We start from the raw sequence: 12981 nt of genomic DNA, 5'->3' as shown, positions 1-12981 counted from the left end.
TTAGCCTGCGGTCTGCGAAGCGGGCGAAGCCGCGAAGATTGCTTCGATCACGGTGTTGGCCCACTCCAGGATCTCGGCGTCCTGCAGGTCGCGGCCACCGATCCTCGCCGTTTTCGGCTTGGGGATCAGGACGGCGTCGAGGGCCGGCTTGGTCTGCGAGCCCGGGTACATGCGGTTCAAGCGCATGACTTTGGACTCGGGCAGCTGGGCGGGCGAGAAGCGGATGAAGTTGCCCTGGAGCGCGATGTCGGACAACCCGGCTTCGCGGGCCCCCACCCGGAAGCGGGCGACGGCGATCAAGTTCTTCGCGGGCAGCGGCGGCTCACCGTAACGGTCCACGAGTTCCGCCAGGACCTCGTCGATGGCCTCGTTGGTGATGGCAGCGGCCAGTTTCCGATAGGCCTCGAGGCGCAGGCGTTCTCCCGGCACGTAGTCGTGCGGCAAGTGCGCGTTGACAGGCAGCTCGATCTTCATGTCGGCGGCCTTCTCTTCGGCCTCGCCGCGGTACTCGGCCACTGCTTCACCGACCAGGCGGATGTAGAGATCGAAGCCAACGCCCTGGATGTGCCCGGACTGTTCCCCGCCCAGCAGGTTGCCGGCGCCGCGGATTTCGAGGTCCTTCATGGCCAACTGCATGCCCGCGCCGAGTTCGTTGTGGGCCGCCACGGCTTTGAGTCGTTCGAGGGCCACCTCGCCCAAGGGCTTCTCCGAGGGGTACAGGAAGTAGGCGTAGGCGCGTTCGCGGCCACGGCCCACCCGGCCGCGCAACTGGTGGAGCTGGGAGAGGCCGTACTTGTCCGCGCCGTCCACAATCAGGGTGTTGGCATTGGAAATATCCAGGCCGGTCTCAATGATGGTGGTGCAGACAAGGACGTCAAAACGCTTCTCCCAGAAGTCCACGATGATCTTTTCCAGGCGGCTCTCGGACATTTGCCCGTGCGCCACTTCCACCCGGGCTTCGGGGACCAGTTCCCGGATCTGGGCGGCGATGCGCTCAATCGAGGACACGCGGTTGTGGACGAAGAACACCTGGCCTTCGCGCATGAGTTCACGCCGGATCGCCGCCGAGGTCTGCTTATTGGTGAACGGCCCCACGTACGTCAGCACGGGGTGCCGCTCTTCCGGGGGCGTGGCCAGCGTGGACGTTTCTCGGATACCCGTCAGCGACATCTCAAGCGTCCGCGGGATCGGCGTCGCACTCATGGCAAGGACGTCCACGTTGGTGCGCATCTTCTTGAGGGCTTCCTTGTGCTCCACACCGAAGCGCTGCTCCTCATCGACGATCACCAAGCCAAGGTCCTTGAACTCGAAATCCTTGGACAGCAGGCGGTGCGTGCCGATGACCACATCCACGGAACCGTTCCTGACCCCCTCTATGGTTTCCTTGGCTTCTTTCGCACCTTGGAACCGGGACAGCGGCTTGACGCGCAGGGGGAATCCGGAGAAGCGCTCGGTGAACGTTTCGTAGTGTTGCTGGGCGAGCAGCGTGGTGGGAACCAGGACTGCCACCTGCTTGCCGTCCTGTACGGCCTTGAATGCGGCGCGGACTGCGATCTCGGTCTTTCCGTACCCCACATCGCCCGAGACCAGGCGGTCCATCGGGATCTCCCGTTCCATATCGGCCTTGACCTCGTTGATGGTGGTGAGCTGGTCCGGCGTCTCCACGTACGGGAAAGCTTCCTCCAGCTCCCGCTGCCACGGGGTGTCCGGCGCGAAGGCATGTCCGCGCGACGCCATGCGTGCCGAGTACAGCCGGATGAGCTCCCCCGCGATTTCCTTGACGGCTTTGCGGGCCTTGGACTTGGTGCTCGCCCAGTCCGCCCCGCCCATCTTGCTCAAGGACGGCGTGTCTCCGCCAACGTAGCGGGTCACTTGGTCCAGCTGGTCCGTCGGGACGAACAGCCGGTCGCCGGGGGCGCCGCGCTTGGACGCCGCGTACTCAAGCACCAGGTACTCGCGAAGACCGGCGTCTCCCCCGGAGGGACCAGAAGAGGAGCCCGCCACCTTGCGCTGGATCAGCTCCACGAACTTCCCGATTCCGTGCTGTTCGTGGACCACGAAATCGCCGGCGTGCAACTGAAGGGGATCGACGGCGTTGCGCCGTTTGGAGGGCATGCGCCGCATGTCCTTCGTGGACCCGGCCGACGTGCGGCCCAGGAGGTCCGCTTCCGTGAGCAGCCCCAGCTTAAGTCCGTCCAGGACAAAACCGCGTCCGACGGCGGCCGTGGTCACCTCGATGATGCCGGCCTGGGGTTCGTGCGCCAGGGACTCGACGCGGGAACACGGGATGTCTGCATCATGGAACAACTCGGCGAGACGCTGGGCCGGGCCCGGTCCGTCCGTGGCCACCACAATGCGCCACTGGTCGCGCACGTGGGAACCGATGAATTCGAGCATCTCCGCGACGTCGCCCTGGTAGCCCCGCGGTTCGCGGGCGTGCAGGTTGAGGACGTCGATATCGAGAACCAGCTCTTCGTCCGTCGCCAACGACGTAATGGACCACCAGGAGACACCGTGGGCCAGGGCTGCGCTCCGGGTGTCCGTCAAAGATTGGAAGCTGGCCGCGTGCAGATCCGTGGCGGCCTGCGAGGCAAGATCGAGAGGTGCGGTCCCGCCGTCGGACGCAGTGGACCAGGCCGCCTCAAGGAACTCCTCATTGGTGGCCGCGAGGTCGTGCGCGCGCGTACGGACCTTCTCCGGTTCGATGACCACACCGATGGAACCGGCGGGCAACTGGTCCACGAAAGGCACCATGGAGTCCACGAGGACGGGGGCCAATGACTCCATGCCCTCGACGGCGATGCCGCCTGCGATCTTTTCCAGCATGTCCGCGGCTGCCGGCATGTCAGCCTTGAGCCTGGCGGCCCGGGACATGACCGACGGCGTGATGAGGATTTCCCGGCACGGCGGAGCGTGCAGTTCGGTGGGGTGGTGCACGGCCGGACCGGAGAGTGAACGCTGGTCGGCCACTGCAAACCAGCGCATTTGGTCAACCTCGTCACCGAAGAATTCCACCCTGACCGGGTGGTCCTCGGTGGGCGGGAAAACGTCCAAAATACCGCCCCTGACGGCGAATTCACCCCGGTGGGTAACCATGTCCACGCGCGAGTAGGCAGCGTCGGCAAGGCGCCGTACCACGTCACTGAAGGGCATTTCCTGCCCTACCTTCAAGGTCACCGGAACCAGTTCTCCCAGGCCCGCCACGACCGGCTGGACCACGGCGCGAACCGGCGCCACGACCACCCGCAGGGGACCCGCCGTCGAGGTTTCCGGGTGGGCCAAGCGGCGAAGGACTGAGAGCCTGCGGCCCACCGTGTCCGAGCGGGGCGAGAGCCTTTCGTGCGGCAAGGTCTCCCAGCTGGGGAAGGCCACCACCGAATCAGCCGGAAGATAGGCCGCCAGTGCCGCGGTCAGATCCTCGGCTTCGCGGCCAGTGGCCGTCACGGCCAAAACCACCGCGCTGTCATCAAGACCTTGGGAGGCGAGGCCATCGGCCATTTCCGCCAGCAGCGCCGCCCTCAAGCCTGCGGGAGCGCTGATCTGGTAGTCAGAGCTGCGTTCGGTGAAGACCCGCGAAGCCTCGGGCCTGACCCGCGCGAAGGTCCGGTCCTCACCCAAGGCCCGCCGCAATCCATCAAGGGATGCGACAGTGCCGGCAGGGCTGATTCCGGAGTTGACCGCTGACGGTTGGCCTTTGGGGCTCATGGATGGCACTCCTCGGAAGAGGGAAGTCGGATGGGTGGAGGCAGCACGAAAACCCGAAATTCTCTCGAATCCCGGGGCGTTCCTAGCCTACCCCGCCCACACCGTAGGATGTTTGGGAGCCGCAAGAGCTTTCAACCGAGATATTCACGGAGGACCCCCATGGCCCTGAACGCATCCACCACCCTGCCCTACGGCGTCGACCGCGTAGCCGCTACTTTCATCGACGAAGACTTCCTGCGCCACACGAGCGAGTATGTCGGCGGCACTTTGGAATCATTCCAGATCGAGGGCGACACCTCCGGCGCCTTCACCACCGTCACGGTCCGCACCCTGCCCACCACGCGCCTCCCGGAGATCGCCCGCAAGTTCGTCGGCGAGAAGCTCACCGTCACCCAGACCGAGAAGTGGGATGCTCCGGCAGCCGATGGCTCCCGGAGCAGCAACATCTCCCTGAAGATCTCCGGCGCCCCCCTTGATGTCACCGCAGTCCAGCGCCTGGTGGCCGACGTCGGCAACACCCGCGTCGAGCTCGAAGGTGCCGTCACGTCGTCGGTTCCGTTCCTCGGCGGCAAGATCGCCGAAACGGCCGAACCGATGGTTGGCAAGGCCCTAAACATCCAGTCCCAGCAGGCCCAGGCCTGGCTCGAAAGCCACTAGCGTGAAGCTGGCGGCTGGCCTGTCGGTTGTGCTGATCGTCGCAGGGGCATGGTCCCTCATCGTGTGGCCGCAGTTCCTGCGCCGTGTCATGACGGACGTCCGCGCCCGCGACGCCAGCGGGAAGGCCACCAAGTTCCTCACCGTCCACATCGTGCTGGTCACCATCTCCATGGTGCTTGGACTCGCGACGGCGGTCATCGGAATCACGGGCCTGCTCACCTGACGCCCCTTCCGGGCCCAACTAGCTAGCAGTTAACGTCGTTATGAGGGCTCTTAACGACAACAAATGCTAGCTAGTTGGGGAGCCTCGGCGGTGTGGGCGCCCCTTCGGCTAAAATGGAACACAGGTGCGCCGGGAAGTCTGGTCGGCAATAGTTTTGTCGACCCCGAGCTTCCCAACCTCCACAGGAGCCACCATGGCGAATCGCCCGCACCCTGCTGCCCCTCCCAAGGTTTTCAGCCGCTCCAGCTTCCCCGAATATCAACGAATCCTGGCCATCCTTCGCACCGAAACCGTTGGTGGTGCGCTCCTGCTCGCCGCCACAGTGGCCGCCCTCGTCTGGGCCAATTCACCCCTTGCCGATAGCTACTTCGCCTTGCGCGATGTCAAGATCGGCTACGCCGCATGGCATCTGGAACTGAGCCTGGGCCACTGGGCGTCTGACGGGCTCCTTGCCGTGTTCTTCTTCATCGCCGGACTGGAGCTGAAGCGCGAATTCGTGGCCGGGGAATTGCGAAGGCCTGCAAAAGCGATCGTCCCGGTAGCGGCGGCAGTCGGCGGGGTGGCCCTTCCCGCGCTCATATACGTGGTCCTGAATCTCGGTTCGGGCGCGGAAACGCTCAAGGGCTGGGCCATCCCCACGGCCACGGACATCGCCTTCGCCTTGGCCGTCCTTGCCGTCATCAATACGCACCTGCCAGCGGCGCTGCGCACCTTCCTGCTGACACTGGCAGTGGTGGATGACTTGATTGCCATCGGCATCATCGCGTTCTTCTACTCGAGCGGCCTCGAGCCCTTCATGCTGCTGGCCGCAGCCGTGCCGCTTGCCCTCTTTGCCTTCCTCGTGAACAAGCCAGTCCAGAAACGCGTCCGTAGCCGGTATTTGCTGCTCCCCCTGGCCGCAGCCACCTGGGCCTTGATCCATGCTTCGGGAATCCACGCCACCGTGGCCGGGGTCCTGCTGGCGTTCGCCGTACCCGTGAGAGCCTCAGGAAGGGAGGGCGAGCCCGCGGCCGGACTCGCGGAAACCTTCGAACACCGGCTGCGTCCCTTCTCGGCGGGCTTCGCCGTGCCCGTGTTCGCCTTCTTTTCTGCCGGCGTGGCGCTGGGCGGCGGCGAGGGACTGGGCGCCGCCTTGCGCGATCCGGTGGCGGTGGGCATCGTGCTGGCCCTTGTGGTGGGCAAGACGGCGGGCGTCTTCGGCACCACATTCCTCATCACCAAGACCACTCGCGCGCGCCTGGACGACGGCCTCGCGTGGATCGACGTCGCAGGGCTGGCCACGCTGGCCGGTGTCGGTTTTACCGTTTCCCTCCTGATCGCCGAGCTCGGCTTCGGTACCGGTTCCCCGCATGATGACCACGCGAAAGTGGCCATACTGGCCGGTTCCCTCGCCGGGGCGGCGCTTGCCGCCGTCGTGCTCAAAGCCCGTAACCGGCACTACCGCCGCGTGGCGCGGGAGGAGCAGACGGACGACGACGGCGACGGCGTGCCAGACGTCTTTACCCGCGCCAATGACACCCGGTCCGAGTACGAGTAGCCGATATTTCCAATGGAGTAATGAGGCTTCCAAGTAGGGTGGTTGGCACGCTATTTGAGCGGTATCGGCTGGAATACCTTACTGATATGGACGCGAATAGTATGGAACGAGTGTGGCATGGGGCCCACAGGAAAGCCCAAGAGAAGAACTGGTCATTGATCTTTGTTTGGGCGATTCTCGGTCTCATGTCGATTTCGGTGCTCATCGCAGCGGTACCCAAATGATGCGATGACTAGGCCAACGGTACAAAAAAGCTCGGGCCGGTTTTCGCGGGTCCGAGCTTTTCTTTGTCTCCTACAATTCCAATGTTTGCGGCCATGCCCAGCCGCCATCGCCGCAGCTTGACTGCGTTATGGCCTTCGGTCTTTAATGCATCATGCCCATAAAGGCGGCAAGAATCGTCGCCGCGACGAGGGCGAGCAACAATCCCACAACCACAAATTCCGCCCTGCGGACCCTATGCTGGCTCCGGCGCCATTCGCGCCTGCTCTCCAAGGTAATCATGGTTCGAGGCTAAGTCCGGGCCACGAGTCCAAAATAGAGTGGACGCTACTCGACCTAGGGCCGGCCGCGCTAGGGAATCCGGGACACCTCTTGGCCGGCCTCAGCCTGGCGTAGCGCGTCTTCCGCAGCCACCCACGCAAGCATGGCGCACTTTACCCGGGCGGGATACTTGGCAACCCCGGCCAGCGCGGCAGCATCCTGTAGGAGTTCCTCATCCGCTTCCAACTTGCCGCGCGAGCGCATCAATTCGCGGAAATGATCAATGGTCCGTCGAAGGGACGCCGGGGACATCCCTGGTGCCATTTCACTGAGTATGGAGGCCGACGCCATCGAAATGGCACAGCCATCGCCATTCCAGTGGATTTCAGTGACGCTCTGTCCGTCTCCGGCGGCCCCGACCCTGAGCCGCAGGGTGATTTCGTCCCCGCAGATGGGATTGAGCTGGTGACTCTGCCCTGTGCCGGCCGTACCCGTCGGTGTGGCCGGCTGTTCAGCCAGGTCTCCCCCGCTGCGGGTCTTGGAGTGCTCCAGGATCAGCTGTTGGTACAAGGAATCCAGACCACTCATGACTTGGCTCCAGGCGCCGCTACCCCGAAGTACGGCCGAATCCCGGCAACCGCCCCAACCAGCAGGTCTACTTCCCCGGATGTGGTGTACAGGTAGGTGCTGGCCCTGGTGGAGGCAGTCAGGCCCAGCCTGCGGTGCAGGGGCTGCGCACAATGGTGGCCGACCCGGACGGCGATGCCCAGATTATCGAGGTACTGCCCCACATCGTGGGCGTGCACCCCTGCGACGTCGAACGCGGCGAGCCCGGTCCGTTCCTCTCCTGGCCCGGGTCCCAGCACGCGCACGCCGTCGATGGCGCTGAGGCCCGTGACAAGCCTTTGGCCAAGCTCCGCTTCACGAAGGGCCACCCGCTGCATCCCTGTTTCACTGAGGTAGTTCACTGCCGCGGCCAGGGCCACAGCCTGCGAAATGGGCTGCGTTCCGGCCTCGAAACGCTGGGGCGCGGGCAAGTACTGGGCTTGCTCCATCGTCACGGTGGTGATCATGGAACCACCGGTCAGGAACGGTGGCATCGCGTTGAGCAGTTCGCTGCGGCCGTAGACCGCGCCGATTCCCGTAGGTCCCAGCATTTTGTGGCCGGAAAATACGGCGAAGTCAACGTCCAAGGCCTTGAAATCCAAGGGGAGGTGCGGCGCGGACTGGCAGGCGTCCAGGACCACCAGGGCACCCACTTCCCGAGCCATCCGGACCAATACGGCCACCGGGTTGATGTTGCCGAGCACGTTGGAAGTGTGGGTGAAGGCCAGGATTCTGGTGCGCGCGGTAACCAGGCGCGATGCTTCTTCAAGCCGCAGCGCACCGGCGTCGTCGATGGGAATGTACTTGAGGGTGGCGCCGGTGCGCCGGCACAGTTCCTGCCATGGGATCAGGTTGGCGTGGTGTTCCATTTCAGTGACAAGCACTTCGTCGCTTGGCTTAAGGGCAAAGCGCCCGGCTTCCGCACCTGACCGGCCCACGCTGGCGTTCGAAAACGAATAGGCCAGCAGGTTCAGCCCGGCGGTGGCGTTAGCCGTCCAGATCAGCTCATCATCCTGCACGCCCACAAAACGTGCCACGGTGGCGCGCGCGTCTTCGAAAGAGTCCGTTGCTTCGACGGCTAGGTGATGGGCACCCCGATGGACAGCGGAATTTCGCTGCTCATAGAATTCCTGCTCCGCCTCCAGCACACTTCGAGGGTTCTGCGAGGTGGCACCCGAATCCAAATAGACCAGCGGTTTGCCATTGATTTCCTGGTCAAGAACAGGGAAATCATTGCGGATGCGACGGACTTCATCGTCATCGAGTGCTGAAACCTGGGCATCTCCCCACGCAGGGGTGGAAACCATCGTCAAAACCGGTGCTCCTTGTTAGGAATACGTGGCAATCGCCAGCGGCTGACCGCCAGGAGTGGCGGCGTCACCTAGTAATTGTCCCACCATTTGGCTTCGCTGCCTCATCCGCGGAGCTGCCCGGCCTACTCCTCCGGCTTCGCCAACTCGTCCCACAGCTCCGAGAGCTTCTGCCGGCGTGAGACTCCGAGCTTCCCGTAAACCCGCTGAAGGTGCGCATTGACAGTATTTACCGCGATACCCAACCGAGCGGCGACTTCCGCACTGCTCAGCCCGGAAGCGACCAGGGCAGTCACTTCGCGTTCGCGCTGGGAGAGCTTGACGATCCCGGGAAGAGTAGAGGGCCTGGACTCCGCCCCTTCTGGACCGGAGTCGTCATATGCAAACACCTCCTCCTGGTCAAAAGCCCGGTCTTGTTGAGGCGCACCCGTGTTCGCTTCTGTTCCCAGCCCTGGTCCCTGTCCCATTTCCTGTCTTCCTTCCTGTCCTGACGGCACTCCGGACTCGACACTCCACACAACCTCAGACACCCCTGGACCCATCTGCCGGTAGCCGCGGCTGCCGGTACGCGCTGCCAGGCCCAGGTTCAGCATTTCGAGTGCCCGGTGTCCCTTCTTGGCAGCCGAACCCGCAAGTTGAAGGAGCTTCCTGTGTGAGTGTTCCGCGCCAATCAGCACTGACCGTGCTGCGGATGAATAGCTTTCGGCCAGCTGCGATGCGAGGTAATTTCCTGAACTGCGGCGCGAGTCGTAGGCAGCCAGGGCGCGACGCACCTGGTTGACATCGCCCAGCAGCCACGCAGCTGCGGCAAGTCCACCGAGGGCCGGTGGCAGAAGCCCGTCGGGATCGGCTTCGTCCAGCCGGGCCTTGGCCTGTCGGAACTGTTCACAAGCCAGTTCCAGGCTCCCCTGCCTGGCAAGCACTAGCGCCCTGTAGAGGTGGGCCGCCCCGCCGAAATAGCTCATCCGGTTGCTGTAGCTGGAACTGCCGACGCAGAACATTTCGGAGCCGCCCCATTGCCCGCGCCAGATCAAATTCGATCCGTGGATGATCAAGACGGTGGAGAGGAAGTCCACTGGGCACCGTGGCAGCCTCCCCAAAGCTTCGAGGGCCGACGTCGAGAGAGCGACGGCGTCAGAGAACCGCCCGCTGACGGCGAGCCCTTGGGCGACAAGCGCCATCAAAAGCACCGAGGCCTGGGTAGGCGGTGGCGGATGGTTCTCCGAACGCAGTCCAACGTCAATCAATTGGCTGCGGCAAAGCCTTTGGAACAGCTCGCTACCCGCCGATGGCCAGCTTCCGTTCTGCACATCCAGATACAGCTGGAGAACGTCCAGTTCGTCCCGGACGGCCGCCTGGCCAAGATAGGCCGGCTCGCCCGGCTGGACCCCGACGGCGGCAGTCTCCAGCCGCCGTCGGGCATCCTGTAGAACCGACTGCAGCACATTTGCCCCCGGCGAAGTCGGCAAGAGGGCAAGCAACAGCAGCCACACGGCGTGGGCGAAGTCCGCGGTCAAGACGTCAGGGGTATTTGCGACCAAACCCTTCAGGACCGTGACAGCCCCGGGGAAGTCCCTCGTGTGATAGAGGGCCCTTGCCAGCTCCACCCCTGCGACCAATCCGAGTTCCGGCGCCCGCACCGCATCCGCAGACCGCCGGGCCCGCCGGTTATCGTGAATGTCGTTCGCCGCAATCGCCACGGCCAGAAGGTCAGCGTCGGCTACCGGCAATCCGCTTTCCTGTTCGAGCTCCACCCGGCGGAACAGCGTCCAGAGCGAGTCATCCGCAACCGGGACGGAGATGTTGTAGATGCTTCGCCGAAGTTCCAAGATCCGGGCTGGCCCCAGCTGCTGCCGGGCCAACCTCCCCTCGTTGGCGTGGCTGAGAGACGCCGTTTCCTGGTTGTCTTTCTGGACACGGACCGTTCTGTCGCCCCTGAGTGCTTCTATGGCCCGCTTTTGGACAAGCTGCTCGAGGACGGCCATCGGTATCGGCTCCCCCACCGCCAGGAGGTCCACAACCTGACGCTGCGGCACTGAATATCCCTCAAGCCGGTGCCGGGTCAGCTCGAGCGCCTGCGAACCGTCCAAGCGGATCGGTCCGGACAGCATCCAGGAATCAGCCTGCTCCACGATCTCGCCGCGTGCTGCGGTTTCGTCCAAAAGCAACTTCGCGGCCTGCAGGTTTCCTCCGGTGGCGGCATGGATGTCCCGGACCAGGCTCCGCGCGGCGTGACCTGCGAGACGGTCATCGAGGAATTCGCGAAGCTGGTCCTGCGTGAGTTCGTCCAGGGTCACCACCGAAAGCTGCCGTGAAACGACGGACTCCATCAGTTCCATTCTCAGTGGCCGGTCTGAGCGGTGGGTGGCGATCATACGGATGTCCGGTTCACCAAGGAGCTGACTCAAGAGCCAAAGGGACATGTCGTCCAGGAAATCGATGTTGTCCAGCACCAGCAGGGCCGAGGATCCGTCTATCGAAGCGCCGCGCACTGCTTTGCGGCAAGCCGCCACGATGGAACCCGGCCACACCTTGGAGCGGGCCTGCAGGTCCGGAACAAGGGCCATGGCGATTCCAAACGGGATATCCGCGAATGACTCGGACACGTTGCGGGCGATCACGCTGAACGACCCTCCAAGCACTGAAGCCGCGGCGTCCAAGAGCGTAGTCATTCCCGAGCCGCTCGGGCCTGAGATGACTATCCCGGCTGGTTCCGGCCCTGACAAGGCAAGAACAATCTCTTGAAGCTCTGCTGCCCGAATGATCGGGGGCGAGGTGTGGGTCCCTTCAGTATCGTCCATGGTCCTGTCTCATCTTCGGGCCGCCGGACACGTGTTCCTGACGGCCGCGGCACGGACCGGTGTCATTTCCAAACGTTACCCGTGGGGTTCTGTCCTGGATTGAGTGGTAACTACTTGGTTTTCCGGGCCTACTTGCACCACATCCAAGCGCTCCACGCAGGCTTGCAAACGGGAACTTTTGCTTGGCTTCGAGGCCGGATGTATAGCCCCTGTTACCGTCCTGTGATCTGACTGTGTAAGCTGGTGCCGCAAGAGTAAGTTCTGGCTGGCTACTTCTGGGGAGTCGAAGCGCAGCCTTTTTTCACAACAACTCTGTCGCGACACACCATTTGGCCGTGTACGACCCTGCGGCATTTTTGCCTGCAGGTCGCCCTACCGATTGCCTCGGTCTCCTATGTCTATGTCCCCAACAGATATGTCACCCAAAATATGAAACACCTGTTCACTGCACTCATAGCCGTGGCGCTACTGGCCTTCGGCGGGCTAGCCACCATCTCCGCCGTCCAGTCGTCACACAAATCCTCCTACCAGGCTGACGAGCGGGATTCGAGCACGCGTACAAGTCCCTCGCCTTCCGCCTCCTCCGCCCCCCAGCGTATTTCGACGCCGACGCCTACACCGACGCCCAGCAATGTTCCGGCCGCGACGCCGTCCAGCGCTCCCGCCCCGGCCGCGCCGGCTCCCGCAGCAACAGCCGCTAGTGCACCCGTTGCCGCGCCTGCTCCCTTGCCTGCCACGGGCGGGAACTACCCCCTGCACACCAACATCGTGAGCACCAGCTTCTGGGTCGGCGAAATCTTCAATGCCAGCCTCTCGGACGGCTCACAAGTCTGCTCCACTTTCAATGGCCAGTGGGCACTCCAGCACACCGGCGTTAACCTCGGGACCACCCCTGCAAGCGCGAGCGGCTGCCCGGGCAGCCCCTACGGCGGTTGCGACGGTGTCAGTTCAGGCACCGGCACGAGTTTCCAGTGCGCCACGGAAAAGCGCGTAGCCAGCAATGGATACTTCCCGCTGCACCAGCCCAAGCCTTTGCAGAACCCGTTCTACTTGGACCTGCCTTACGACGACGTCAATGACAGCGTCGCTTTCGCTGAGCGTTGCAAGGTGATTCCGTGGGCCGCCGCAGACAACGCCGCAACGGGCGTCAACCACTGCGCGGACTCGAGCTACAGCTACATGAAGAACGCATGGGTTCAGATCACTGGCCCCAACGGCGGCGTTTGCTACGGACAAGTTGAAGATGCGGGTCCCTCAAGCGGTTCGCTCTACCACGACTCCGCCTACGTGTTCGGGGCGAACAACGCCCGTCCCGCCAACAAGCAGTTCTCGGGCGACCCAAGCCAGGGTGCGGGCATGGATGCGTCCCCTGCCCTGAACGGCTGCCTGGGCTTCGCTGAGTTGAACGGCGACAATGACCACGTATCGTGGCGCTTCGTGGACCGCGCCAGCGTGCCCGCCGGACCGTGGCTCACCGTCGTCACCACCGCGGGAGTCACCAACTAAGAATCAACCCGCTTCCACGGCCTTTTGGTCGGCGGGCCTTTTGGTCCGCAAAGAGAGGCGATCCCTTGAACCGGGCGGACGCCCATGCCCCAGCCGTGATGGCTGTGTGGCATGGGCGTCCGCTTGTCCGCGTTTCCGGAACTTGTCACCCCG

General features: G+C 63.8%; 8 protein-coding genes. 4 read left to right on the top strand and 4 right to left on the bottom strand.

What is annotated here, in order from left to right; all coding sequences use genetic code 11:
- Positions 1 to 3705 (bottom strand): transcription-repair coupling factor, encoded by a 3705-nt coding sequence (mfd, locus tag OOZ51_RS07645; protein ID WP_265978680.1) that lies wholly within the window; start codon positions 3703 to 3705, stop codon positions 1 to 3.
- A 159-nt stretch (positions 3706 to 3864) separates the two neighbouring features.
- Between mfd and OOZ51_RS07640 the strand changes: the two genes are divergently transcribed.
- The 3 genes from OOZ51_RS07640 to nhaA all read left to right on the top strand — a co-directional run bounded on the left by OOZ51_RS07640 (position 3865) and on the right by nhaA (position 6122).
- Complete coding sequence (locus OOZ51_RS07640; RefSeq protein ID WP_265978679.1) at positions 3865 to 4362, top strand: DUF2505 domain-containing protein; 498 nt, start codon at positions 3865 to 3867, stop codon at positions 4360 to 4362.
- A gap of 1 nt (position 4363) precedes the next feature.
- The gene (locus OOZ51_RS07635) at positions 4364 to 4585 is read left to right on the top strand and encodes an SCO4848 family membrane protein (RefSeq protein WP_265978678.1); all 222 of its coding nucleotides are present in this window, start codon (positions 4364 to 4366) and stop codon (positions 4583 to 4585) included.
- A 193-nt stretch (positions 4586 to 4778) separates the two neighbouring features.
- Positions 4779 to 6122: a Na+/H+ antiporter NhaA gene (gene nhaA, locus OOZ51_RS07630; protein WP_265978677.1), complete on the top strand. Its 1344-nt coding sequence runs from the start codon at positions 4779 to 4781 to the stop codon at positions 6120 to 6122.
- Positions 6123 to 6695: 573 nt separating this feature from the next.
- Here the strand turns inward: nhaA and sufU are convergent.
- The 3 genes from sufU to OOZ51_RS07615 all read right to left on the bottom strand — a co-directional run bounded on the left by sufU (position 6696) and on the right by OOZ51_RS07615 (position 11322).
- Positions 6696 to 7193 (bottom strand): Fe-S cluster assembly sulfur transfer protein SufU, encoded by a 498-nt coding sequence (gene sufU / locus OOZ51_RS07625; protein ID WP_265978676.1) that lies wholly within the window; start codon positions 7191 to 7193, stop codon positions 6696 to 6698.
- Complete coding sequence (locus OOZ51_RS07620; protein WP_265978674.1) at positions 7190 to 8524, bottom strand: SufS family cysteine desulfurase; 1335 nt, start codon at positions 8522 to 8524, stop codon at positions 7190 to 7192. Before OOZ51_RS07620 ends, sufU begins: the two co-directional genes overlap by 4 nt.
- Positions 8525 to 8646: 122 nt before the next feature.
- Positions 8647 to 11322: a LuxR C-terminal-related transcriptional regulator gene (locus tag OOZ51_RS07615; protein ID WP_265978672.1), complete on the bottom strand. Its 2676-nt coding sequence runs from the start codon at positions 11320 to 11322 to the stop codon at positions 8647 to 8649.
- 429 nt (positions 11323 to 11751) lie between these two features.
- Here OOZ51_RS07615 and OOZ51_RS07610 point away from each other — a divergent pair, with 429 nt between their 5' ends.
- A complete protein-coding gene (locus OOZ51_RS07610) occupies positions 11752 to 12828 on the top strand; it encodes a hypothetical protein (protein WP_265978671.1) in 1077 nt (358 codons plus the stop codon).
- Positions 12829 to 12981: the final 153 nt, after the last annotated feature.

It is taken from the genome of Arthrobacter rhizophilus, from assembly GCF_026241105.1.
Classification (GTDB): Bacteria; Actinomycetota; Actinomycetes; order Actinomycetales; family Micrococcaceae; genus Arthrobacter.
This window is presented reverse-complemented; position numbering and strand designations above follow the sequence as displayed.

Excerpts from the sequence above, each read along its gene's own strand:
- OOZ51_RS07640 (WP_265978679.1), top strand. The coding sequence starts at position 3,865 with ATGGCCCTGAACGCATCCACCACCCTGCCCTACGGCGTCGACCGCGTA.
- mfd (WP_265978680.1), bottom strand. The coding sequence starts at position 3,705 with ATGAGCCCCAAAGGCCAACCGTCAGCGGTCAACTCCGGAATCAGCCCT.
- OOZ51_RS07610 (WP_265978671.1), top strand. The coding sequence starts at position 11,752 with ATGAAACACCTGTTCACTGCACTCATAGCCGTGGCGCTACTGGCCTTC.
- nhaA (WP_265978677.1), top strand. The coding sequence starts at position 4,779 with ATGGCGAATCGCCCGCACCCTGCTGCCCCTCCCAAGGTTTTCAGCCGC.
- OOZ51_RS07615 (WP_265978672.1), bottom strand. The coding sequence starts at position 11,322 with ATGGACGATACTGAAGGGACCCACACCTCGCCCCCGATCATTCGGGCA.
- sufU (WP_265978676.1), bottom strand. The coding sequence starts at position 7,193 with ATGAGTGGTCTGGATTCCTTGTACCAACAGCTGATCCTGGAGCACTCC.